This window comes from Deltaproteobacteria bacterium (genome assembly GCA_016177765.1).
Lineage (GTDB): Bacteria > UBA10199 > UBA10199 > JACPAL01 > JACOUP01 > JACOUP01.
In genome coordinates, this window is the sequence record JACOUP010000008.1 from 306,485 (window position 1) to 329,477 (window position 22,993).

General features: G+C 53.6%; 22 protein-coding genes. 8 read left to right on the forward strand and 14 right to left on the reverse strand.

Annotated features, from left to right (window positions below):
- Positions 1-28: 28 nt before the first annotated feature.
- Positions 29-901 (reverse strand): hypothetical protein, encoded by an 873-nt coding sequence (locus HYS22_03890; GenBank protein ID MBI1909290.1) that lies wholly within the window; start codon positions 899-901, stop codon positions 29-31.
- 31 nt (positions 902-932) lie between these two features.
- On the opposite strand from HYS22_03890, the gene HYS22_03895 reads away from it, so the two are divergent.
- The 3 genes from HYS22_03895 to HYS22_03905 are packed head-to-tail and all read left to right on the forward strand — an operon-like array spanning position 933 to position 3,858.
- Complete coding sequence (locus HYS22_03895) at positions 933-2,369, forward strand: aspartate aminotransferase family protein (protein MBI1909291.1); 1,437 nt, start codon at positions 933-935, stop codon at positions 2,367-2,369.
- Complete coding sequence (locus tag HYS22_03900) at positions 2,369-3,007, forward strand: hypothetical protein (protein ID MBI1909292.1); 639 nt, start codon at positions 2,369-2,371, stop codon at positions 3,005-3,007. Before HYS22_03895 ends, HYS22_03900 begins: the two co-directional genes overlap by 1 nt.
- A gap of 35 nt (positions 3,008-3,042) precedes the next feature.
- Complete coding sequence (locus tag HYS22_03905; GenBank protein ID MBI1909293.1) at positions 3,043-3,858, forward strand: hypothetical protein; 816 nt, start codon at positions 3,043-3,045, stop codon at positions 3,856-3,858.
- A 12-nt stretch (positions 3,859-3,870) separates the two neighbouring features.
- On the opposite strand, the gene HYS22_03910 is transcribed toward HYS22_03905, so the two are convergent.
- The 6 genes from HYS22_03910 to HYS22_03935 form a co-directional block, all read right to left on the reverse strand.
- Complete coding sequence (locus HYS22_03910) at positions 3,871-5,532, reverse strand: hypothetical protein (protein MBI1909294.1); 1,662 nt, start codon at positions 5,530-5,532, stop codon at positions 3,871-3,873.
- 97 nt (positions 5,533-5,629) lie between these two features.
- The gene (locus HYS22_03915; GenBank protein MBI1909295.1) at positions 5,630-6,295 is read right to left on the reverse strand and encodes a hypothetical protein; all 666 of its coding nucleotides are present in this window, start codon (positions 6,293-6,295) and stop codon (positions 5,630-5,632) included.
- Positions 6,279-7,076 (reverse strand): inositol monophosphatase, encoded by a 798-nt coding sequence (locus tag HYS22_03920; protein MBI1909296.1) that lies wholly within the window; start codon positions 7,074-7,076, stop codon positions 6,279-6,281. The genes HYS22_03915 and HYS22_03920 overlap by 17 nt, the downstream gene beginning before the upstream one ends.
- Positions 7,073-7,804, reverse strand: a complete 732-nt coding sequence (locus HYS22_03925; GenBank protein MBI1909297.1) for a ComF family protein — start codon at positions 7,802-7,804, stop codon at positions 7,073-7,075. Before HYS22_03925 ends, HYS22_03920 begins: the two co-directional genes overlap by 4 nt.
- On the reverse strand, positions 7,805-8,707 hold the full coding sequence (locus HYS22_03930; GenBank protein MBI1909298.1) for an outer membrane lipoprotein carrier protein LolA: 903 nt from the start codon (positions 8,705-8,707) through the stop codon (positions 7,805-7,807). It lies immediately after the preceding gene.
- Positions 8,682-11,021, reverse strand: coding sequence for a DNA translocase FtsK 4TM domain-containing protein (locus HYS22_03935; GenBank protein MBI1909299.1), 2,340 nt, complete (start codon positions 11,019-11,021; stop codon positions 8,682-8,684). The genes HYS22_03930 and HYS22_03935 overlap by 26 nt, the downstream gene beginning before the upstream one ends.
- Positions 11,022-11,084: 63 nt before the next feature.
- On the opposite strand from HYS22_03935, the gene ychF reads away from it, so the two are divergent.
- Positions 11,085-12,179, forward strand: coding sequence for a redox-regulated ATPase YchF (ychF, locus tag HYS22_03940; protein ID MBI1909300.1), 1,095 nt, complete (start codon positions 11,085-11,087; stop codon positions 12,177-12,179).
- Between the two features lie 44 nt (positions 12,180-12,223).
- Complete coding sequence (locus HYS22_03945; GenBank protein MBI1909301.1) at positions 12,224-12,757, forward strand: hypothetical protein; 534 nt, start codon at positions 12,224-12,226, stop codon at positions 12,755-12,757.
- On the opposite strand, the gene dapE is transcribed toward HYS22_03945, so the two are convergent.
- Together dapE and HYS22_03955 are read right to left on the reverse strand one after the other, a co-directional pair.
- Positions 12,754-13,899 carry a succinyl-diaminopimelate desuccinylase gene (gene dapE / locus HYS22_03950; GenBank protein ID MBI1909302.1) on the reverse strand — a complete coding sequence of 382 codons (1,146 nt, stop codon included), beginning with the start codon at positions 13,897-13,899 and terminating at the stop codon, positions 12,754-12,756. The genes HYS22_03945 and dapE overlap by 4 nt on opposite strands.
- Positions 13,900-13,911: 12 nt before the next feature.
- Positions 13,912-15,483 (reverse strand): diguanylate cyclase, encoded by a 1,572-nt coding sequence (locus HYS22_03955; protein MBI1909303.1) that lies wholly within the window; start codon positions 15,481-15,483, stop codon positions 13,912-13,914.
- A 90-nt stretch (positions 15,484-15,573) separates the two neighbouring features.
- On the opposite strand from HYS22_03955, the gene HYS22_03960 reads away from it, so the two are divergent.
- From HYS22_03960 to xseA, 3 genes are all read left to right on the forward strand, one after another.
- Positions 15,574-16,674: a hypothetical protein gene (locus HYS22_03960; GenBank protein MBI1909304.1), complete on the forward strand. Its 1,101-nt coding sequence runs from the start codon at positions 15,574-15,576 to the stop codon at positions 16,672-16,674.
- 70 nt (positions 16,675-16,744) lie between these two features.
- The gene (locus tag HYS22_03965; protein ID MBI1909305.1) at positions 16,745-18,040 is read left to right on the forward strand and encodes a patatin-like phospholipase family protein; all 1,296 of its coding nucleotides are present in this window, start codon (positions 16,745-16,747) and stop codon (positions 18,038-18,040) included.
- A gap of 44 nt (positions 18,041-18,084) precedes the next feature.
- Positions 18,085-19,308, forward strand: coding sequence for an exodeoxyribonuclease VII large subunit (xseA, locus tag HYS22_03970; protein MBI1909306.1), 1,224 nt, complete (start codon positions 18,085-18,087; stop codon positions 19,306-19,308).
- A gap of 62 nt (positions 19,309-19,370) precedes the next feature.
- Here the strand turns inward: xseA and HYS22_03975 are convergent, their stop codons facing one another.
- The 5 genes from HYS22_03975 to HYS22_03995 all read right to left on the reverse strand — a co-directional run bounded on the left by HYS22_03975 (position 19,371) and on the right by HYS22_03995 (position 22,982).
- Positions 19,371-19,697, reverse strand: coding sequence for a hypothetical protein (locus HYS22_03975; protein ID MBI1909307.1), 327 nt, complete (start codon positions 19,695-19,697; stop codon positions 19,371-19,373).
- On the reverse strand, positions 19,694-20,281 hold the full coding sequence (locus HYS22_03980) for a hypothetical protein (protein MBI1909308.1): 588 nt from the start codon (positions 20,279-20,281) through the stop codon (positions 19,694-19,696). Before HYS22_03980 ends, HYS22_03975 begins: the two co-directional genes overlap by 4 nt.
- A complete protein-coding gene (locus HYS22_03985; GenBank protein MBI1909309.1) occupies positions 20,278-20,685 on the reverse strand; it encodes a hypothetical protein in 408 nt (135 codons plus the stop codon). Before HYS22_03985 ends, HYS22_03980 begins: the two co-directional genes overlap by 4 nt.
- Positions 20,686-20,833: 148 nt before the next feature.
- Complete coding sequence (locus tag HYS22_03990; GenBank protein ID MBI1909310.1) at positions 20,834-21,664, reverse strand: hypothetical protein; 831 nt, start codon at positions 21,662-21,664, stop codon at positions 20,834-20,836.
- 43 nt (positions 21,665-21,707) lie between these two features.
- The gene (locus tag HYS22_03995) at positions 21,708-22,982 is read right to left on the reverse strand and encodes a hypothetical protein (GenBank protein MBI1909311.1); all 1,275 of its coding nucleotides are present in this window, start codon (positions 22,980-22,982) and stop codon (positions 21,708-21,710) included.
- Between the last annotated feature and the right edge of the window lie 11 nt (positions 22,983-22,993).

Sequence of the window (22,993 nt, forward strand, 5' to 3'; positions counted from 1 at the left end):
CCATTAGTCCTTGTCAAGAATCTATAATTTACCAATCAATCCGCTGTCGCGATGTATCCGGAATCAAAGTTCCCAAAAAACGGAACAGGGCCGAATGTTTCCGTTCATCAAATTCCCGTTTTGAGACCCGAACCGTGACCTTCCCCTCATCCGTCCCACGAACAAATTCCACCTTCTCCAGATCAACATAGGAAAGATCCACCGAAAAAAACTTCCGGCGGGCCCCAAAATCACCGTAGAGTTGGACCTTATCAAAGTCATAGACAACCAGATTATCCCGATGTCTGGCTCTCCGGAGCCGGAAGGAGAAACCGTTCTGAAAAACAAGTTCTTTGGCCACCTGACACTTCCCCTGTTGCCAGATGGAAAACCCCTTCCCCTCATTCAAAGGGAACCGAACCTCCGGTTTTTCAAAATAAACACGGTAGACCGGCGGGCGCTGGCGGTCGGTCATGGCCAGTGTCGCCTTCACAATTTCTTTAGGAAAAGCGGGGTCACTAAAAACCCTGGCGGCCAATAACACCTCGGTAATCCCCGGAGGCGTTACTTCCAGGGGCAGTTTATCCGTAGCCTGTTTCTGGATGAGAAACATCAACTGAAAAAACTGTTCCAGTTTCGTCTTCGGAGGCTGGGCATCCACTATCTCCAAAAGGGCCAGGGCCCGGTCGGGTGTTGTCTGCCAAAAGGATCTTCCCTGCTGATCACGAAGCCCCTCCAGTTCCCGGCTCAGGCGCGGCAGGTCGGCTTTTAAAATAGGGGGGGCAGGGTCCCCCGAACCAGGACAACGCGGATCCTCCCACCAGGGGTGATTCACCCCAGGGTGGTTCACCCGAGGCCCTGCGGCCCAGACTATCGCCGAGAGGAAAAGCCCCACAACAACACCCAACTTCACTGTTGCCATCTACAGCCCCTTTATATAGTTTTTTCTCCCTATGACGTTCTCCGTGAAAGAGCTAGTGGAAAAACACCAGGGAAGAAATCTCGACCTGTTCGCGCAAACCGTCAACCCGCAATTTGTCAGGGTCCTGAGGACAATCGGGTTTGATAAGAGCTATCAAAAAGCGGAGGGGTGTACCCTCTTCGATGAAAAAGGAGAAAGCTACCTCGATTTTCTGGCCGGTTACGGCGCCTACAATATCGGGCGCAGTCATCCCACCATCAAAGCGGTTATCAAAGAGGCGCTGGATTTAAACTTGCCGAGCATGGTCCAGATGGATGCCCCGCTTTTGGCCGGCCTCCTGGCTGAAAAACTGCTCTCCCTGATCCCTCATCTGGACAAGGTCTTCTTTACAAACTCCGGAACAGAAGCGAATGAAGGAGCGATCAAGTTCGCCCGGGCCGCCACGGGGAGAGAACGGATCCTCCACCTGGATCACTCTTTTCACGGCCTCACGCTGGGGTCGCTTTCGGCGATGGGGAATCCTGAATTCCGCGACGGTTTTGGCGAACTCTTGCCGGCCACAGCGATCCCGAGAAATGATCTGGTCCGATTAGAAAAAGAACTGTCCCGAAAAGATGTTGCCGCCTTCCTCGTTGAAGCGGTCCAGGGAAAAGGGGTGCATCTCCCCGACGACCATTTTCTCCCCGAGGCCCAAAAACTTTGCCGCCAGCATGGGACTCTCTTGATCCTCGATGAGGTCCAGACAGGGCTGGGACGGACCGGCCGGTGGTTTGCCTTTCAACACTGGGGCCTGGAACCGGATATTGTCACTGTGGCCAAATCGCTCTCCGGCGGTTTTATCCCGGTCGGGGCGATCCTCTACCGGGATGCGGTCTACAGAAAGATCTTCTCCCGGATGGACCGTTGCGTCGTCCATTCCAACACCTTTGGCAAAAACTCTCTCGCCATGGTGGTCGGGTTGGCAACGCTTCAGGTAATCGAAGAAGAAAAGTTGGTTGAAAATGCAGAGAAGCAAGGTGCCCACCTGCTCTCCTCACTTCAGAAGGCGATCGGAGGGTATGAAATGGTTCAGGAGGTCCGGGGCAAGGGGTTGATGATGGCGATCGAATTCGGCCCCCCCCGTTCACTCAAGTTGAAGGTCGGCTGGAAGATGATCCACGCGGCAAACAAAGGACTCTTTGGGCAGATGATCGTTGTCCCTCTCATGAGTAAGCATAGAATACTCACTCAGGTCGCCGGTCACAATGTCGATATCGTTAAACTCCTCCCTCCACTGATCATCGGTGAAAAAGAGGTCCGGCGGTTTGTCCAGGCGTTTGAAGAGGTGGTGGCTGACTGCCATAAATTCCCAGGGGCCGCCTGGGAGGTTGGGATGACTCTGGCCAAGCAGGCCCTCAAAAATAGGTCTCCCTCCACCTCTGTCACCCAAGAAGCTGGTCTCGAAGAGACAAACCTCCCGTCATCATAATGGCTCGACAAGCTCGCCATGTCCAAACGTCCCTTTTCATCCTTACCCTCATCACCCTGCTCGCCCCGTTGACCTCCTCGGCCCTCGAAGAAGGAGAGATCCCGGCCGAGCTTGACTTTGACCGGCGCGGTGCGGCGGTCACCCGTTTTGAAATCCCCCTCCTTGGCGGGGAATATTTCGGCGACAAGATGGACCACTCCTTTATTGTTGGGTCCGGACTCTATGTTCACTTAACTGATGCCCTCTCGTTGGGGGCTGACTTCGGCTATTCGCGGGTCAACTACGATCCGAAGGGGGAGTTCGGATCGGCGGTCACCGACAATAATCTTTACCTGACCGGGGGAACCTTTAAGATCGCCCTCCCGGGGGCCTACCGGAGCGGCAAAAAAATCAGGGAGGTCGATTTTTACACCCTTATTGGAGGAGGGGCGATCCGCATCTCCAACTCCTTCCGCGGGGCCGGGACAATCGGCGGGGGGATGAAGATCTACACCGGCGCCCCCTGGTTTTCCTTTATTACGGAGGTTCGGGAATATTTCTTCACTGTACCGACCGCTTCTGGGAGCGCCTTCGAAACCGATATGGTCCTCCTGTTGGGTCCCTCTTTTCTGATTCCCCCTTGGGTGAATCACCCTTGAGTGAATCACCCTTTCCTCCATCCTTAAAATAGGATATGCGGACAGTCGCCATGCCGATCTTCATTTTGTCCGTCGTTGTTATTGCCCTGGGGGGTGTCGTTTTTTTTCTCTGGCAAGCCTTGAGAAAGAGCCGGAGGGACTGGTTGGCCCTGGAACGCTCTGTTTCCCCGGCCGCCTTTGTCGATGGGATCTTGAAGGAAATCGGGACACCTCTTGGGTTTCTTTCCAGAGAGATCACCACCATTCGGGACTATGTCTCCTACCTCCAAGAAATGACCCTTCGACTCAAAACAAAAACAACCCTCTCCTCCGAAGAGCTGAAACAACTGGAACAGTTTAAGGGGAAAGACAGGCTGGAGAGCGTTCTTGCCGATATTGATCCATTATTAGACAAGATGGAAAGGGGAATCCGCGACGGGCAGAGGGGCTTAACCGAGATCCGCCTGCTCTCCTCAACAAAGGCTGAGGCCGGTGCCCCGGTCTCCTTGCGTGATCTCCTGGAACGGGTCCTGGCCCTCCTCTCCCCCCAGATGGAGGGAAAGATCCTGATCCACCGGGATTATGAAACCTTGCCCCCCTATCCCATAGCCCCGGGGCCTCTCGCCCAGGCGCTCCGTAATCTCCTGACCTCTTCCATCGAATCAATGCCGGAGGGGGGGCATCTCTATCTTTGGCTTAAGAAAGGAGACCGGTTCCTAGAAATAGGGGTCAAAAATAGCGGCGAAAAAGCGGGGCGTTCGTCGGTCATTGATCGGACTGGGGAAATTGTCCGGGAGATTGGCGGTTCCTTCACCCACAAAAAACAAGGGAAGGAGAGTCTTTCTCAAATAAGACTCCCCTTCCCCCTCTAAAAATCGCTTCCGTTACGGGACCGCCGGTTCCTCCGGGGCGGTAAAACCCATACTCTCGATATCAACCAGATTATTCGTCACCGCATCCCCTGCGGCAACAGAGGTATTCCCGCTGGGCAGATTCAACGTGTAGCTGAAATCCCCGGCCACCTTGTCACAGGAGTTCGTCGGGGCATAGGTGATCCTGAGTTTACTGGCATCGGAGACAAAGACCCCGTCGCTGTTTCTGGTAAAACACTGCTTCTGCGCCTTCTTCAAGCCGGTATGGTTGTTCCCGGGGCCGGCCCAGTTGCAGATCATCTTTGTAATCGTCCCCAAACCACTCGTCGCCGTCACCGGAGGACCAAAGCCGAAATAACCACAACCGCTGGTTGTTCCATCGGCCCCTTTTGAGGATTCCACATTCAGGACACGGGTGGCATCATCACCACTCCCGGCCTGCCAAGCGGTCACCAATTTACCGGTACCGTCCGCGAGATTGACGTTAAAGACGGTATAGTTCCCGTCGTTGCCCCACCCCTTATCCTTGAGGTTGATCTGACCATCGCTGCCAAAGACGGTAGCCTCTTTGGCAGTCCCACAAAACTGGGCCCTCCGGACCACCGCTTTGATGACATCCCCGGTCCGGTTATAAACGATCGACTGCCCCTCCGTCATCCCAGAGGTGCCTGAGGAGCAACCACCACCCGCGTTAAACCAGGAAGAAGAAAACATCAGTTGCAGGAGTCCTTCATAACTGGTTCCTTGATCATCGAGGGCGATATTCTTGAGCCTGGCCAACATCGATCCCATAGCATGGGTTCCGGAGATTTCAATCGTGTAGACCGGTCTCCCATTCTTGTCAGCGGCATCCCTGGAGATCGTCACCGTGCTACTGAGTCCCTTCTTTCCCTTCTTTTCACCGCCTCCTTGAGGAGCGCCGCCACCCCCTGGGGGGGTTCCCTTTTCTTCGCCCCCCTTCTCAGCTCCTTCATCCTTGTCCACACGGGCAAAGACCTTCTTGGCCGATTCTGAGATATCGACGCTCTTGCCTGGTTCCGGCAAGGCCACCTTGTCAAACTTCGCCTGACAGAGGAAGGCGGGCAACATCCCTGTCGAGTCGACAAACATCGCCATCGTCGACTTGAGCTCGCTCACAACTGAATTCACCTTGGAGGCGACACAGGCCTCATTCTTTTTGGAGCTGGACTCCTTCATGATCCCCAAGTCCCCCGAAGGGAGCTGGACATCCCCTGATTCCTGGGCGTTGATGGCATTCGGGTGTTTGTTCACCGTAGCTGTCGGACCATAACAATCGGCCGACCGGCCGCCAAACTGCTGAAATTTGAAGGTGCAACTCTCTTCACTGGAGGCATCGATAATCTTCTTGGTATCCTTGGCCGCCTCATCCGGCGGTTTCATTTCGACTTCTTCTGTTGACGATTCCTGTGCCTGGAGGGCGCTCACGGAGGAGGAAGTCGAGGAAGTCGAAGCGGTCGGCGAGGTCACCGACAACTCGTTGGGGTAGGTCTTCTGGGCCAACGTGTTGGCAACAGCCCCCGTCGATGTCCCATCACCGGTGGCTGTGGTATCGTCAGTCGTGTCATCACCACCACCGCCACAACCGACCACCGAAAAGACCAACAGGCCAGCCACCAGGGCCAGCCCCCTAACTCCTCTGAGGAGATGAATCATAATAATAACCCTCCTTTGTTATCGTTTATATAAATGTAGGAGTAGAATATCACCTTTTTCTGTATCCCACCAAGTAATTTATTACAACTAATTGATATTATGTGTAATTTTTAACTTCTACGGGTGGGGCTAGCTCAAAAACCTCTAAAAGATGCTCCAAAAAGGTGATCATTTTGGCCTCATTCTTGGCCCTTGCCAAGGCCAGCCCCTTCTTGACAAACTCGTGGCAGAGCGGTTTCTCCAGGTTCCTCTTCATAAAGGCCTCGACCAGGTGAAAGTCGATATTCTCCGCACTCACCATCCCCTCAAAGCCCTCCTGGAGAATCTCCTTGAACAAGGTCACCGCCTTCTTTCGGTCCCCCTTCCGGAGGCAGGCAAGCCCCATCGTTGTCCTCGCCTGGTGTTCAAAAGAGGGGGAGCCTTTGGCCAGTTTCAGGACCTCCTTGGCCTTTTTGAGGGCGGTGTCATACTGGGCAAATTCATCGATCAAGAAACGGGCCGAGATAATCTTGAGGGCCGGGTCCCCCGGCATCAGTCGTTCCGCTTGTTCATACTCGCGCCAGGCCGCCTTCGCCTCCCCTTTTACCCTGTAGAGAAATCCCAGTACCGAATGAAGAAGGGCCGTCTCCATCGGGGGGCTTGTCTCCGAAATCTCTTTTCTGAGGAGTTCTTCGGCCTCTGCCAATCTCTTTTCCTTGATCAGTCCAAAGGCCTGGTAGATCTCCTGCTGGACTTTTGGGCCTTGTTCAGCCGCGATGGACATCCTTTAACACTTTTACCATTTCTTGATGGATCCGTCCATTAGAAGCTAAGATCTCCTTGGCCTGAAGGTCGAAGAGCCCTCCCTCAAAACCGGTCACCTCACCCCCCGCCTCTTTCAGAAGGAGGGTGCCAGCCGCCACATCCCAGGGCCAGAGACCGGTTTCCCAAAAACCGTCAAAACGCCCTGCCGCAATATAGGCCAGGTCGACCGCCGCCACCCCATCCCGCCGCACCGCCTGAGCCGTCACCAAAAAACCCTCAAATTGGGCGAGGCTCCGTTTGTAAATCTCTCCGATATTATAGGCAAACCCGGTTGCCAGAAGGGCCCTTTTCAAAGGAGCTGTCCGCGAGACCCGAATCCTTCGACCATTCAGCCAGGCCCCCTTCCCCTTTTCGGCAAAAAAGAATTCCCTTAAATTGGGCTCATAGACCACCCCCAAAATGACCTCTCCCCGATAGGTGAGCCCGACGGTATGGCAAAATAGGGGATAGCCATGGGCGTAATTCGTTGTCCCATCCAGAGGGTCAATGACCCAACAATAATCGGAGCGAGCGTCACTTCGTCCTGATTCTTCGGCAAGGATTTCATGATCCGGAAAGTTTTTGAGGATCTCCCCTACAACCTTTTTCTCGCAGGCGACATCCACCTCCGTCACCAGATTGATCTCCCCCTTGAAACGGATTCTGTGTTTTTTACCAAAATGCCTCATCTGGATGGCGCCCGCCTCCAGCGCTATCTTCCGGATCACCCGCCTCATCTTTTCCGTGACCGGACTTCTCATGGAGTCCTCGCCAATGTCACAAAAGAAACCGCCTCCGCCCCCTCTTTCTTCAAGAGGCGGGAGGCCTCGGAGAGTGTCGCCCCGGTGGTATAAACATCATCCACAAGAAGCACCCTTTTTCCCTTCAAGGCCTCTTTCTTTCCTGGAGAAATGTAAAATGCCCTCTTCACATTCTTCAGCCGCTCTTCACGGCTCAAGCCGACCTGGGCCGCGCCCCCTTCCTGACGCCATAACAAAAAGGGATCGACCGGTTTCGCAAAAATTCGAGAAAGCCCTTTGGCCAACACCCAGGATGGGTTGAACCCCCTCTGGCACAACCGTGAAGGGGCGAGGGGGATTGGAACAATTTTGTCAAAAGCCGTTTCCTGCCAAAAGGAGGGAAGTCGTTCCCCCAGAAGAGAAGTCAGAAAAGGGCCAATCCCCTCCTTCTGATCATATTTCCACCGCCGGATCAGGGCGAGTAAGGACCCTTGATAAAAACCAGCTGAAAAGCCGGCATCAAAACCCCTCTTTTTCCCTTCCCTTTCACAAACAGGGCAAAAATGGGGAATCCCCTCCCTCCCGGTAAACGATTCTCCGCATAACGGGCAGGTCGGTGGCTGGATCCACTGGAGGGACCTCTGGCAATCGAAACAGAGCTTTATAGAGAAGCTGGTGCGAGGCAGGATAGACACAGAACAGGCGAGACATCGCGGAGGAAAGAAGAGAGAGAGGAATGCCGATGTCATCTAGGGGCGCAGTTCCTTGACACCGTCAGGAGGCTTGAATTGGAACAGATCCGTTTTCAGCCGGGTGTTGGTCTTGATCTCAGAAAAGAAATACCGTGTCACGCTCCCTGTTTCGGTTGATTCCGGATAAAGGATCGCCTCGGTGACAAGAAACCGCGGCGGCCTGACCGTCAGGACAATCTTTTTAAAACTCCCCTTGGGTGACACACCCTTTTGTTTCGGCCTCAAGGTTAATTGATAATCCTCCCCCTGCAGTTTTTTCTTGGCGGTCGCCTCAAAAACGGCTTGAAGGTTGGCCAGCCCTCCCAGAAAGGCCAGCCCTTCCTGGGAGACCAGATCGGCGATGTTTTCATAGACCTCAACCTCTTTATCCTGCGGGCGGTAGACCCACAAGGTGTGGCCATCGGAAATATACTGCTTCGCCTCCGGCTTCTTGTATTCAATCAGCCACCGACCGGCCTGTCCGGCTTCACCCCTGGGTGAATCACCCTTGTGGAAGGTCATCTTCCCTTCCTTGATCACCAGCTCGACGAGCATTTCCATCCGGGTCTTCTGGACAAAATTGGCGGTTAGGTTCTCTGTTGCCTGGTAGGCCTCTTCCACTTTTCGCGGGATATCCCCCTCACGAAGCAATCCCTCATTTTCCGTTACCGGCGCCGGTGGCGCCGGCTCAACAGCCCCGGATGATTCCGGCATGGAAACAGCCGATTCCGGCTGACCGGCAGTGCCGGTGACGCCGGCAGTACCGGTGGCGGAGGCTGGTTGAGTTTCAACCGGCGAACTTTCGGCAGGAACAGTTTCTGGGACCTTCTTCTTGGTCTTCGCCAAGAGTGTTGGTGAGACAAAAACGAGAGAGAGGAAAAGAGCTCCTCCAATCTTAAGTCTGGGCAAGATTTGAAACATAAACCTCCCTTGGTTTGGCCCCATCGGCCGGCCCGACAATCCCTTCTTTTTCCATCCGTTCGATCAAGCGGGCCGCACGATTGTAACCAATCCTTAACCGACGTTGAATCATCGAAATCGAAGCCTGTCGTGTCTGGGAAACAAGCGACAGCGCTTCATCATAGAGTGTATCTTCCAGATTGTCCCCAGTCCCCTCCCCCCCGGACTCCTCCCCCTCACGCGGTTTCAGGATCGACTCATCGTACTGCGGTGTCCCCTGTTTCTTCAGGTGTTCAACAATCCTCATCATCTCCGTTTCGGAGACGTAGGAACCGTGCACCCGGAGCAGACCGGACGTCCCCGGAGACATAAAAAGCATGTCCCCGTACCCCAGGAGGTGTTCTGAACCAACCGTATCCAGAATCGTTCGGGAATCGTGTTTGGAAGAAACCTTGAAGGAAATACGGGCCGGAAAATTTGCCTTGATGAGACCGGTCAAGACGTCCACCGACGGCCTTTGCGTTGCCAAGATCAGGTGGATCCCCGCCGCGCGCGCCATCTGGGCCAGCCGTGTGATCGATTTTTCAACATCGTTCGCCGCCGTCATCATCAGGTCGGCCAATTCATCGATCACGATCATGATCAGGGGCAGTTTTTCTTCTTTGGAAACCACCTTGTTATAGCCGGCAAGATTCCGTGCCGACTTTTGTGAGAGGAGTTCGTAGCGGCGTTCCATTTCCTCCGTTGCCCAACGGAGGGCCAGTGACGCCTTCTTGGGATTGGTCACCACCGGTAACAGGAGATGGGGAATCCCCTCATAAATGGAAAGCTCCAGCATCTTGAGATCGACCATCAGGAACCGGACATCCTCCGGGGCCGCCTTGTAAAGAACGGAAAGGATCATCGTATTGACCGAAACGCTCTTCCCTGAACCGGTAGCACCGGCTACCAGGAGATGCGGCATCTTGGCCAGATCCGCCACATAAGGGATCCCCTCGATATCCTTGCCGAGGGCGAGTGTCAGTTTTGACCCGTTTTTCTGAAATTTGGAGTGGGCGATAACATCCTTGAGCCAGACTGTTTCACGACTGCTGTTGGGGATTTCGATCCCGACCACCGGCTTGCCGGGGATCGGGGCGACAATACGAACCGACTTCCCCCCCATAATCAACGCCAGGTCATCCTCCAAATTGACAATCTTGTTGACCTTCACCCCCGGCGCCGGTTCAAACTCATACATCGTGATGATCGGTCCCGGATGGATCTCGGTGACCCGCCCCTCCACACCATAATCGAGAAGTTTCCGTTCGAGGAGGCGCGAATTGAGCTTGAGGGAATCCTCATCGATCACCGGTGCCGCGTCACTCCCGTCTTCAGAATCCAGGAGAGAGAGGGGAGGAAGGACAAACTCCGCGGAAGCCGGGAGGATCTCCATCTGCTCCGGTTTTTTCCTTTTGAGATCAGCGTCCGCCCGAGGGAGAATTTTGGGTTCGGTTCCCAACCCTGCCATCACTGCTGGTTCCGGGGTGAAAGCCGGCGGCTTTGTCTCTTTGGCAACCTCAACAGGGGAAACCACGGATGGCGAAACCGGGAGTCTCTCTTTGACAACACGTTTCGGCACCGGTTGAACAGTTGGTTCCCTCACAACGCGCGGTCCAAAGTCAATTTTTTGAAGCCTCTTTCTTTCGACCTGCCATTGAATAAACCGCTGACGCCATTTGGCAGAGAGCTTTGACAGTCGAGCCATCGCCAAGAAGGTGAGTGACGAGAGCCTTTGGGAAAGGATCAAGGCAATCTGTTTGAACAAGGCCAGCAGACGCATCACCCGGATCTCGGTCGCCCAGAGAAAAGTCAGGAGCCCACCAAAGAAGATCAGGAGGGTTGTCCCGGTCATCCCAAGGGTCCGGGTCAGGAGCGCCCCCAAAAACCAGCCGACCAGTCCGCCGGCATCCTGCGGCCTCCCCCCGATCATCACCTCCTGACCTTTCAGGTGAAAGGAGAGTGCCGAAAGGGCCACAAAAACGAGAAAGGCGACCTGACGGCTCCAGGTAAAAATCCCCTTCTTGGAGGCGATCGCGGTAAAAGCGACAACAAAAAAGGAGGCGATCAGGAAATAGGACCCGTAGCCGAGAAGGGTCACCAAAAGATCGGCGGCATAGGAGCCGACGACCCCTCCCAGATTGTGGATCGTCTTCGAATGCCCCAAAGAGTTGAGGGAAGGATCGCTCGCCCGATAGGAAAAGAGACAGAGCAACAGGAAGATGCCAATGGCCAAAAAGCAGAGACCGAAAATTTCGCGGGAATGGTCTTCGGAAGAGCTTTTTCTCACCGCCATAAAGTTGGGAAAATTATAAAATAAGAACCTTGAAAGTAAAGGGAAATATGTTACTGGAGCCGAATGAGTTTGCAATGCGGTATTGTCGGTCTTCCGAATGTCGGCAAATCGACCCTCTTTAACGCCCTGACGGCGGCCGGGGCGGCGGCGGCCAACTATCCTTTTTGCACCATCGATCCGAACATCGGTGTCGTGCCGCTTCCGGAGCCCCGTCTGGAGACCTTGAGCAGGATGTTTCAGCCGGACAAGACCACGCCGACCGCCATTGAGTTTGTGGATATCGCAGGACTGGTAGCCGGCGCCTCCAAGGGGGCCGGGTTGGGTAACCAGTTTCTGGGGCATATCCGCAATGTGGACGCCATTGTCCATGTCGTCCGCTGTTTTGAAGACCCCGACGTGGTCCATGTCTCCGGATCCATCGATCCGTTAAGAGATCTGGAGGTGATCCATACGGAACTCGCCCTGGCCGATCTGGAAACCGTCGAAAAAAGACTCGGCAAAACCAGCAAGGCCGCCAAGTCCGGCGACAAAAAATCGATCGCGGAACTCCCCCTTCTGGAACGTCTCAAAACAACCCTGAACGAGGGGAAACCAGCTCGTTCGCTTTCTCTCAGTGACGAGGAAAAACCGATGTTAAGGGATCTCTTTCTCCTCACGGCCAAGCCGCTCCTCTACGTTGCCAATGTCTCGGAGAAAGAATGGACCGGCCTCTCATCATCGGTTAAGAAACTGACTGAAGCGGCCCGCAGGGAAGGGACAGTCGCCATCCCGATCTGCGGCAAAGTCGAGGCGGAGATTGCAGAGCTCAAAGGGGAGGAGCGAACCACTTTTTTAAAGGAAATGGGCCTTTCTGAATCGGGGCTCGACCGGCTCGCGCGCGAGGGGTACAAACTTTTGAACCTGATCACCTTCTTCACCGCCGGCAAACAGGAGGTCCGGGCCTGGACCGTTACCCGCGGGACCAAGGCGCCACAAGCGGCTGGTGTTATCCATTCCGATTTTGAAAAAGGGTTCATCAAGGCGGAGACCTATCATTATGACGATCTGATCGCCAACGGCTCCGAACTAAAAGTAAAAGAGAAAGGATTGCTCCGCCTGGAAGGGAAAGATTATACCGTGCAAGACGGGGATATTTTCTATTTCCGGTTCAATGTTTGAATTTATTGACAGACCGCTTCCTTTTTGTTAGCAAGGGGGTCACTATGAAAAAAATATTGTTCGCGGTTGTTGCTGTGTTGGCCGTTGTCAGCTTGGCTTCCTCAGGCTCGGCCGCCGGAAAGGCAAAAAGGAGTTACCAGGCTCCTCAAGAGTCCAGTTCACGGCAGGGCCATTTTGATGTCGGCGGTGGTTTTGGTTTAACCGTTCGCTCCCCGGTCCAGTTTGATATCAATACCGGGGTCCGGTACTTCCTCTGGGAGGATATCTCCCTCGGGCTGGACGTCGACACCCTCATACGGGGAACGACAGCCTTTGCTGTCACCGCGGGAGGCCGTTATCACTTTGATATCCCCCCCCTTCCGGAGTTAGTACCGTATGCCGGACTAGGGCTCGGTGGTGTTTTCGATGTCAACGGGGGAAAGGCGATGAACATCTCGGTTCCCGACCTCGGTTTTGACTACGAGATCCTTCACAACTTCTTCCTGGGACCGGAGTTCTCGGTGAACATCCTCACCGATTTCGAAGATACCACCTGGAATGTCCGGATCCTCTTCGTCAAGGCAACCTACCGCTTCTAACTCCAAGCGGCGAGAAAATCTTCGTAAATCTGCGTTAGTTTTTCAATGTCCGCAATACGGGCCCATTCATCCACCTGATGGAGGGAACCGCCGGCCAGGCCAAACTCCATCACAGGGATCCCAAACTGGGCGAAGAACCGGCCATCGGAGGTCCCCCCTTCTGTGTTAAACTCCGGTTCGCGTCCGGTCCCCTTCTTGATCACCTCTTTTAAAACAGCCTTCATCTTTGAACTCTCGGAAAAGAAGGGAGTAGCCTCGTTGCGGATGCCCATTTTGTAGGGCAGGCCGACAGACTGCAGTATTTGGTGGAACTCCCTTTCAACTTTTTCAAAGTGGCAGGCCGGATTGTAACGGATGGCAAACTTGAAAGAGAGCTCCCCAGGGATGACATTGTAAGCCCCTGCCCCCATCCGCAGATCGGTTATCTGTAAATTGCTCGGTGGAAAACCCTCTCTGGGCTTTCCCCCATCCAGGTCAAAACCGACGATTCTCTCAAGAGAGGTTAAGGTCCAGTGAAGAGGATTTTTGGCTAGATGGGGATAGGCCACATGCCCCTGCTTCCCCTGGATAACCACATCCCCATGAATAATCCCGCGCCTCCCCTGCTTGACCACTTCCCCTAATTCCTTGGGATTGGTCGGTTCCCCAACGAGGGCATAATCAATCTTTTCCCCCTCTTTCTGCAACTGCTCCAACAGACTCAAAGCCCCCTCTTCCGTCGAGGTCTCTTCGTTGCCGGTGATCACGAGGCTGATCTTCCCCTTGAAATTCTTGCCCCGCTTTTCAACAAACTGTTTGGCCGCCACCATCTGGCAGGCCACCCCCCCCTTCATGTCACAGGCACCGCGCCCGACAACACGATTTTCGACAATCTTTCCCTCAAAAGGAGGGGTCGACCATTTCTTTTCATCACCGGGCGGAACCACATCAGTGTGACCAACGAGACAAATGTTGGGGGAACCGGTCCCATAGGTGGCATAAAGATTAAAAACTTTGCCGAAGTCAAGATGACGGACCTGAAACCCGGCCGCCTGCAGATATCGACCGATTTCTTTTTGAAGACCGCAATCCTCCGGACTGATCGTCCGGAAACGGATCATCTTGAGTGTAAGATCAACCGGGGAGTCATTCAGATCCAGCATGGAGGGAACATATCAACCTCCCTGGACCATTTCAACAAAAACATGGGTGAAATCAGGGTCGAATTGCGTCCCGGCGCCGCGCCGGATTTCTTCAAGGGCCTGTTCCACCGTCAGGCAGGAACGATACGGTTGATCATTTGTCATACTGTCCCAGGCCTCGGCAATGGCCAAAATGCGGGCCCCTGTTGGAATCTCGCTCCCCTTGAGGCGTGACGGGTACCCATAACCATCATACCGTTCATGATGGTGCAGGACCATCGGAACCTCAGTTTCGACAAACCGGATTTGTTGCAGGATCTGGGCCCCCAAGGTCGGGTGTTTTTGCAATAATTGGTATTCCTGTGAAGAGAGTTTTTCCTTTTTGACCAGGATCTTCTCATCAATCGCCACCTTGCCGATATCATGCAGAAGACCGGCCGAACGGATCTTGCCAATCTCCGCTTCTGCCAGCGAAAGGCGTTCGGCCAGTTGCGAGGCCAAAAATGAAACCTTCAGCGAATGTTGATTGAGAAGCTGCTGGGAAAGGGAGAGGTGCTGGAGGCATTGGAAAATCGCCTCGAGGTATCCCTTTTTGACCTCCTCGGTGATCTCGTGAATCTTGCCGACCAGTTCCGACAACGCCCTGGCATTGATCGTCACGGGCATTTCGGAGCGGGCATCCTTGTGGGTGCAGACCGTCCCACGCCCCCGGCTCTTGGCCTCATAGAGCCCTTTGTCCGCAAAGGCGATCAGGTCATCCTTGGTCATGGCCCCCTCGGAGAGCGAGGAAACACCGATACTCACCGTCAGGTAGAAGACCACTTCTCCCGGCGGGGGTGAAAAAGGGTGGGCCTCGATCTTCTTCCGGATCCGGTGGGCCAGCATCATCGCCTGAGACAAGGGGGTCTCCGGGAGAATAACAGCAAATTCGTCGCCACCATAACGGGCCACCCAATCCACACTTCGGAAGGATTGCCGGAGCAGTCCGGCAATGTGGGTAAGGACGTAATCACCCGCCCGGTGGCCGTAGGTATCATTCACCGACTTGAAGTAATCGATATCCAGCATCAACAGGGACAAGGGGTGATGGTAACGCCGGCAACGCTCAAATTCGTTGGTCACCATTTCATAAAAATACCGGTGGTTGTACAGATCGGTCAGCCCGTCGCGGATCGCCAGATCCTTCAGTTTTTGCGCCGTCACCTCGATCTCGTCCCTTAATCTTTTGCGCTCCAAGACTGTCAACACAATATGCCCCAGGGAAACCGTTTGAATTTCCTCCTGCGTGAGGTAATCATAGGCCCCCTGCTTAATCGCCTCGGCTGCAATCTTCTCATTCCCGTCGGAAACGATCAGGACCACCGGAGTCCTGAGTCTCCTTTCATGAAGCCTCAGGAGAAGCGCGAAGCTATCGATCGATGGCGGGCGATGGTTCGTGAGGATAAGATCAACCCCCCCTTTTTCAAGGAGGCGGAGGGATTCGGTGATATTTTTTTTGATCAGTAACGAGGCCTCTGGCAGATTCTTCAGGATATTTTGACGAACACGGTCACAATCTTTTTCACACTCTTCAATCAGAAGCAGGGAAAGTTTCAGGTCTTTCATGAAACTGGGGGAAGTATACCGCCGTTGGAGAGCCAGCGCAATCGGGAAAAAGTTTGACAAGTCCAAGGAAGCACTTTTACAATCACCCTCGTGTCTCTTCGAAAATCGGTCTTTTTTTTATTCCTCATTTTCCAAGCTGTTGGACCTTGGGGTAATTCCCCCTCCGCAATCGCCGCCTCATTCCCCATCCCCCTCCAACAACAGTTGGCTGTTGTCGGGAGAGACCTCTTGATCAAAAGGGAATACCAAGAAGCGGAAAAGATGTTTCGTCAGATGATTCAGGATTATCCCGATAACCTTCTTGGCTACTTTGCCATGATGTCCCTTTACCAGGTGCAAAACCTTGAAAATTTCGATTTTCGTTTCGAACAGAATTACGAGCCATGGCAGAAGGAAGGGAGAAAACGGGCCGTCAAAATCTACAATAGTAACAGCGCCTCCCCTTGGGAACTCCTTGTGGCCGGCGGAGCCCTGGGGGTCTCCGGATTTGACAAGGCCCACCGGGGGGACTGGTGGGGGGGCTTGAATGACGGGGTCATGGCGATCCGTCTCCTGAGGAAGGCCAAATTCAGCGACCCCCAATTTGCCGATGCCGATCTGGGAATCGGCTTATATGAATACTGGCGGAGCGTTTTTACCAAACGACTCTGGTTCCTCCCATTCTTTGCCGATCGTCGAACGATCGGAATCGCCGCGGTCCACAACGCCATGGACCATGGCCACTTTACCCCAATCCTCGCCACGATGGCCCTTTCCTTCATCCATGTCGAAGAAAAAAAAGAGGAAGAGGCCCTCTCGCTCTTGGAGGAACTCCTGCAACAGGTCCCACAAAACATCATCTTGAAAACCCTTTATGGAAGCACCCTCTCGCACCAGAAGAAATTTGACATGGCTGAAAAAGAATTCCGCCAGATCCTGGCAATTGACCCGGCGATCACCAAGACCCATCTGCATCTGGCAATCAACGGGGTCCGGCAGCAAAAAAACTTGGATGAGGCCTCTCGCGAACTGGACCTCTTTTTTCAGGACTGCCGGCAGAATCAGTGGCTGGCGACCGGCCATTTTTACCGTGGTGAGATCGCCGCACTGAAGAATGAGAAGGCCCAGGCGATCCAGGAATACAAAACAGCCCTTCGCTACAATAAAAAAATCCCTGGTCCCAAAAAGAGACTCGCCGAACTGGAAAAATAGATTTTCCTTAAAAAAGAGCTGATTTTCCTTGATTTTGACGCGAAGCGTTGTTAGAGTTGAGGGCAACTGAATGGGCCTGACGATCGTCCAAAAGAGTGATCTTTCCCGCCCGAAACCGAATCCCAAAATTGCCCTTGTCCTTGCCGGTGGTGCCATTACCGGCGGGACCTTCAAGGTCGGCGGTCTCAAGGCCTTAAACGATTTCCTGGTCAACCGCAAAGTCACCGACTTTGACATCTATGTCGGGGCCTCGGCCGGTGGTTTTCTCGCCGCCGCGCTGGCCGGCGGAATCACGCCGGAAGAGATGCTGAAAAGCCTGGACGGTTCCTCCAAACTCTTCAGCCAGCTCTCCCCATGGCATATCTATCAACCCAACTGGCTGGAATTTGCCGAACGCCCCTTGCGTTTCTTCACCCAAAGTCTTGCCTACCTCCCCCGTTTGGCCTCTCCCTTGTTCCAACGCCCTCCCAAGGGTGCTTCACCCAACCTGAAGGAGATATTGCAAAAACGTCTTTTGGAGATCCCCTCCTTATGGGAGATGATCCCTTCGGGATTTTTCGACAACGGCCCTTTGGAAAAATACCTCCGGAAGAACATGAAGAGAAACCGGATACCCAATGATTTCACGGCAATGAAAAAGAAACGGGGCAAGTCCCTCTATGTGGTCACTACGAACCTGGATACCGCAGAGAGGGTGATCTTTGGACCGGACGAAAAAAATGACGTAACCATTTCAAAGGCGGTCCAGGCATCCACTGCCGTTCCCCTCCTTTACAAGCCGGTTCGGATTCAGGGAGTTGATTATACCGATGGCGCCGTCCGGCGAACGACCAACATGGATGTTGCGATCCAGAAGAAAGCGGAATTGATCATCTGCTACAACCCGTTCCGTCCCTACTCCAACAAGCTGATGTTACAGTACCTTAAAGAGGAGGGGCGCTATGTCGCCAAGAACCGGTATCTTTCCTCCCACGGCCTCTTGATGATTCTCAATCAGGTCTTCCGGACGATTCTGCATACACGCATCCGGTATTTCATCGATCAGATCCGCGTTGACCCCAACTTTAAGGGGGATCTCATCCTGATCGAGCCCCACGACGACGATTCCCTCTTTTTTGGGATGAACCCGATGTCGTTCTGGGACCGGGCGAAGGCGGCCAGCCACGGTTTCACCTCCGTTCGCAATACCATCCTCTCCCGCTTTGGCGAGGTTTCCAAAATTCTTGCCGCCTACGGCATCACCATGAGCCGTGATCTGGTGGACAAAGATTACAGTCAGATCCGCAAGACACGAAATGATGCCAAGATCATGAAAGTTCTGGAAAAAGACCCCGCCCGCCGCCTTCGGATCGTCAAGGCGGCCTGATTTTTTCGATTGTCCCGTTCCCCCTTCCCTGTTAAGCCTCTCTCATGCCACTCGCCCCCCGGGACTTTTCCGACATCACCCCAAAGATTTTTACGGTCACCGAGGTAACTCGGCAGATCCGGGAATTGCTGGAATCGAACTTCCCGGAGATCTGCATCACCGGAGAAATTTCAAACTTTCGTCCCGCCGCCTCGGGGCATTTTTATTTTTCGTTGAAAGATGCGACCGCCCAGATACGGGCAGTGATGTTCCGTGGGGCGAACAGTCGGCTCAAGTTCAGGCCGGAAGATGGCCTTGAGGTGATCTGTTTCGGCCGGGTTGCGGTCTACGAGCCACGCGGCGAATACCAGATCATCGCAGAGCATATGGAGCCAAAGGGGGTCGGTGCCCTGCAGCTCGCCTTTGAACAGCTGAAAAAGAAGCTGGAGGCGGAAGGGCTCTTCGACCCGGCCCACAAAAAACCGCTCCCCTTTCTCCCCAAAAAAATCGGGATTGTCACCTCGCCGACAGGGGCCGCGATCCGGGATATGCTGACTATTCTGACACGTCGTTTTCCGAATATCGAGATCCTGGTTGCCCCCGTCCCGGTCCAGGGAGATAACGCAGCACCCGAGATCGCCCAGGCGATCCGGGAATTGAACCAACAGAGAGGGATTGACCTGATCCTTGCCGGCCGCGGCGGCGGGTCGGTCGAAGACCTCTGGGCCTTTAACGAAGAGGTCGTCGCCCGGGCGATCTTCGAATCGCAAATCCCTATTATCTCTGCCGTTGGCCATGAAACTGATTTCACGATCGCCGATTTCGTCGCGGATCTGCGGGCCCCAACCCCGTCCGCCGCGGCCGAACTGGCCGTTCCGGTTAAAGAGGAACTCGAAGAAACGACAGGACAACTTAAAAACCGGCTTCGCCGCGCGATCTTGCAGACCTTGGAAAACGGTCGACTCCAGGTCCGCCAATGGACGAACCTCTTGGGGGATCCCTCACGGCGACTGGCGGAACTGGCACTCCGGCTGGACCAGACAACAGAAAGACTGATTGCTGGAACAAATCATGGGCTTGAGATCAGGCGGGAAAACTTTGCCGGCCTCAGACGCCATCTGGAGGGGTTGAGCCCCCGAAAGATCCTCGCCCGCGGCTATGCGATTGTAACCCGCAAAGGATCCCCCCTCCCCCTCAAAAAGGCCCAGGGCCTCAAAAAGGAGGAGCTGCTGAATATCCAACTCCACGACGGCTCCGCCGAGGCGGGGGTGGTCAAGATTAATTTCTAATTATTTATCAACAAGTTATACGCGTGCCTGGCACAAATGACCCTCGTGGTGCCAGGCACCAATTAAACTTTCTTAGAAATTTCTATCATAAATCTGGCTTTATCAAAGGTGAGGGTCAGGCAAGAAATGTTGGCTTGGTTCACAGCCTTTTCAATATCCTCTTTATGAGGTGAGTTTTTCATCCCTTCTTCAAACCGCTTTTTGTAGTCAGGGTGTCGGTCGCCTTCGTAAAGATTAAAGGTGAGATTCGAATCCATCCAATGAGGCCTCACACGAGACCAAATTTCTTCATACCGCTGATGGATCTTCGTCGATTGACCAATCACCCGATCAAACAATCGGGCTTTTTCCATTTCTTGATAGGCTTTGCCCTCATTTTCTGAGCTCATTGTGTTTGTCCCTTATTAAAACTGTCGCTCGATTTAGGGGCCATCTTAAAATCCCCTACTTGTTCCGGAAATATTCGCTCCACCACGATCTCGGCCGATAGAATCAGTTTTTGCCGATCTCCAATAAAATCGGGAAACATCTCTAAAACAAGTGCCTTGAAATCCTCATAGGGCATTTTTGTCTTTGCAAGAATTGCATAGATATCATCCGGATCCTGTTTATAAAAACGTTCCAGTTTTAATTTGATGAGGTCCGGTGCTGTAACAGCATCCATCGTGAGATATTTGCCTGTAAAGATGTTGTGAGTTACCACACTCTTGAAATCGACTGTTGTTGCCAAAGTAACGATATCGACGGGAATAGCCAGTTGATTGCAAACAGCCTCAAAAACCTGAGCATCCGAGCTTGGAGCAATATCAATGTCCAAAGTAGCCCTGTCCCGAAATCCTTGGGCAATAATCGCCAACCCTCCCAAAACAATGATTTTGATTTTCAGCCCTTCTCTGGCCAAGACTTTTTCAATTTTTTCAAACAAAGCCGGCAATGTAGCGACACCGATTTGTTCCAATTTCTTTTTTGTCATACCAGTCCCATTTTTTCGTAAAATCGCCGTTGCGATAGCTGAAGCTGAGACACCAACGGTGGTTCTTTCAATCGCCAATCTCCCAAGAATTGAAAACTGCTGGCATCCGGGTTAGAGGTATCCAAAAATCTCAAATCTTCTAAAAGAGCTGTGTAGAATAAGTAGCGACGCGGATAGAGTTGAAAGTTCAATTGTGCCTCTGCCAAAAGCTTATGGCGATACCCTTCCAAAAGAGAAACCGCCTGTTCGGTCAATTCGTAAAAAACTCTCCCCTTTTTGCAGGCCTTTCTCACCACCCCATCACGTGCCAGTGCTCGCACCATAGGCAAATCATTTTTAACTTGATCCCTCCCAACCACTCCAAAAACTGCGAATTTTGAGAATACGTTTAACTTGTTATTCACAACTGCTATTCTAATCCATGCAACAATACACCGTCAATATAATACGACTATTAATAGTCGTAGTATAGTTAAATACTATATTTATCAATAAGTTATACACGTGCCTGGCACAAATGACCCTCGTGGTGCCAGGCACCAATTAAACTTTTTATTTTGGTTTGCGGACTTTTCGTGGCGCTTCCAGATCGACATGGAGGCGGGAGGCCCCGCTCTCCGGGCTGTATGAGACATTGAAACGATCGTCATCCTGAAGCCCCAGGGTTTTAAGGACAACCTCTTCGGGGGCGATCACCGTCCCCGAATAATCACCAGTACCGGTATCGATAGAGACCTCGGCACCACGGATCAAACCTCTGACATTTTCAAAACCGAGGGATGAGGCGTTCCAACACCGGCCCGGGTCGACCTGGACCGCCGGGGCCTTGCCGTCGCTACGACTTAAATCGACAATCTCCGTCTTGGGAAGACCCTTAAAATCGCCGGACCGGTAACGGTTCTCCGGAGTCGCTCGGGTGGTACTGATGGAAAATGGGGGATCAAAAGTAGCATCGCTCCAGATAAACCGCTGTTCCGCAGAAGAAGGCTCCCCTTCTTTGGGAGGGACCAGCGCCTGGCATTTTCCCTCTGACCTCGCCCGGATAAAACTAAGGACACGACCTCTCTCCTCCCGGGCTTCCTTAAAAAGCCGACTCACTCCCTTGCCAAACATCCTCAAGTCTTCCCGCGAGACAGGACCCCTCTGCAGGTACTCGTCTTCCATCACCTGTCGTGTTGAACCCTCCGGTGCCGCTCCCGGCTCGGGGCTTCCCGCAATGATCGAGAGCTTGACGTCGCCGTCATCCAGCCGTTGGTTCCCATTTTTGTCAAAAAAATAGATCTGGCGCTCAACCCCGGCCCGGGGGACCTGATCGCGGTAGTAGAAAACCAGTGTCTTTCGCGGGAAGGTGACTGCGGTCACAAACGGTGGTGGAGAGCCCATACCCCCTTTTCGTCCCCTCTCCCAAACGGTTGCTTGATAAATTCTACGGTTTCTTGAAAGTCAGCCTAAACTCGATATCCCGAAAGGCACCGGAATCGTCTTTGATTGTCCGGATTTGGTGGGACCAACCAAGCATATCTAAAGGAACGCCCAAATTAAGATCGACATTCGGCCAGGGGGGCCAAAAATTGGGGTTCGTCCCATAGGTCCTTTTCATCGCCGGAATCAGTCCGGAAAAAAGATAGCCGCTCCCATCCGGTAGCGGGGTACAAACGGTAAAGTTCCCCATCAAAAAACGGAAAATATTCGCCGCCAGTTCATGGTACCCGGGGGTTGCCTCGTAAAAAATACCGGTTTTCAACCATCGGTGTCGCACCTGTGTCTCCAAATCGGCCGCGCCCCGAAGCAATGCCCGGGCATCGTCCCAAGAATACGGTTCACCCCTCTCCACACCTCGTTCCCTAAGGACACGAACCGCTTCCGCTGTCTGAGCCACTTTGGCAAATGGTTTCATTGAATAAAAAATACTGCGGTAGAGGGTCGCCACCTCCGACGTGCCAGGGATTTTATCCAGTGCCAGCAGATAATCCGTTTCCGTCCTGAAATCGGTCCATCTTTGTTGCCACTCCTCGGGATTTTGAGAGGCCATCAAGGCGTGAAAGAGTTCTATCGCCTTGGCCCGGTAGGCCTCAAAACAGTTTCGGGCCACAGCGATTTGCTCCGCAGGGGTCATCCGGGCAATCATCTCCGGGGTTACCTTTCGCAGATCAAACGGTTTCCCATCTCTTTCTTTTTTGGCTCGCAGTTTGTCCAGCTCGTCAAAAACAGGATCGGACGAAGGGGCCGCAGGAGGCGCATCCGCACTGGCACGGGCCACTTGATTTCCACTCGCGGGTGGAAGAGGCACCCCTTTCTTTTCTACAAAAAGCGGTTCCGGAACAAGCTTCGGCATTGCGGGAGACAGCACCAATGTTGTGGGGGGGTATTCCTCAATCATCGGAGAGGCAAAGACGGTGGTCAGCCACCGCTCGCGTTCAGCCTCTTCGTAAATCGCTGCATATTGATGGGCATCACGGGCAAATTCCACAAAAGGGGCGGCCAGACTGAGAGGCCCGGCCCAACGGGTGAGCCACCCAAGCCAGCGGAAACCGGCACCGCGGGCGACACCCCCCGCCTCCAAACGGGCCAATCTTTCCACCGATTCCTCTACCACCGGTCTGCTCCATGCCGGAACATTGGGTCTTAAAACCCGGGCCGGTCCTGTAGGAACAGGTGCCGGACTGTTTGGCACAGGGGCACTGCCAGTTGGCACTCTCATCGGGTAACCCA

Bases quoted from the DNA above. Each gene is read 5' to 3' on its own strand.
- HYS22_03955 (MBI1909303.1), bottom strand. From the start codon at position 15,483: ATGAAAGACCTGAAACTTTCCCTGCTTCTGATTGAAGAGTGTGAAAAA.
- HYS22_03915 (MBI1909295.1), bottom strand. From the start codon at position 6,295: ATGTCCATCGCGGCTGAACAAGGCCCAAAAGTCCAGCAGGAGATCTAC.
- HYS22_03990 (MBI1909310.1), bottom strand. From the start codon at position 21,664: ATGGGCTCTCCACCACCGTTTGTGACCGCAGTCACCTTCCCGCGAAAG.
- HYS22_03965 (MBI1909305.1), top strand. From the start codon at position 16,745: ATGGGCCTGACGATCGTCCAAAAGAGTGATCTTTCCCGCCCGAAACCG.
- HYS22_03905 (MBI1909293.1), top strand. From the start codon at position 3,043: ATGCGGACAGTCGCCATGCCGATCTTCATTTTGTCCGTCGTTGTTATT.
- HYS22_03975 (MBI1909307.1), bottom strand. From the start codon at position 19,697: ATGAGCTCAGAAAATGAGGGCAAAGCCTATCAAGAAATGGAAAAAGCC.
- HYS22_03890 (MBI1909290.1), bottom strand. From the start codon at position 901: ATGGCAACAGTGAAGTTGGGTGTTGTTGTGGGGCTTTTCCTCTCGGCG.
- ychF (MBI1909300.1), top strand. From the start codon at position 11,085: ATGAGTTTGCAATGCGGTATTGTCGGTCTTCCGAATGTCGGCAAATCG.
- HYS22_03910 (MBI1909294.1), bottom strand. From the start codon at position 5,532: ATGATTCATCTCCTCAGAGGAGTTAGGGGGCTGGCCCTGGTGGCTGGC.
- xseA (MBI1909306.1), top strand. From the start codon at position 18,085: ATGCCACTCGCCCCCCGGGACTTTTCCGACATCACCCCAAAGATTTTT.
- HYS22_03920 (MBI1909296.1), bottom strand. From the start codon at position 7,076: ATGAGAAGTCCGGTCACGGAAAAGATGAGGCGGGTGATCCGGAAGATA.
- HYS22_03995 (MBI1909311.1), bottom strand. From the start codon at position 22,982: ATGAGAGTGCCAACTGGCAGTGCCCCTGTGCCAAACAGTCCGGCACCT.
- HYS22_03925 (MBI1909297.1), bottom strand. From the start codon at position 7,804: ATGACATCGGCATTCCTCTCTCTCTTCTTTCCTCCGCGATGTCTCGCC.
- HYS22_03935 (MBI1909299.1), bottom strand. From the start codon at position 11,021: ATGGCGGTGAGAAAAAGCTCTTCCGAAGACCATTCCCGCGAAATTTTC.
- HYS22_03945 (MBI1909301.1), top strand. From the start codon at position 12,224: ATGAAAAAAATATTGTTCGCGGTTGTTGCTGTGTTGGCCGTTGTCAGC.
- HYS22_03900 (MBI1909292.1), top strand. From the start codon at position 2,369: ATGGCTCGACAAGCTCGCCATGTCCAAACGTCCCTTTTCATCCTTACC.
- dapE (MBI1909302.1), bottom strand. From the start codon at position 13,899: ATGCTGGATCTGAATGACTCCCCGGTTGATCTTACACTCAAGATGATC.
- HYS22_03930 (MBI1909298.1), bottom strand. From the start codon at position 8,707: ATGTTTCAAATCTTGCCCAGACTTAAGATTGGAGGAGCTCTTTTCCTC.
- HYS22_03980 (MBI1909308.1), bottom strand. From the start codon at position 20,281: ATGACAAAAAAGAAATTGGAACAAATCGGTGTCGCTACATTGCCGGCT.
- HYS22_03895 (MBI1909291.1), top strand. From the start codon at position 933: ATGACGTTCTCCGTGAAAGAGCTAGTGGAAAAACACCAGGGAAGAAAT.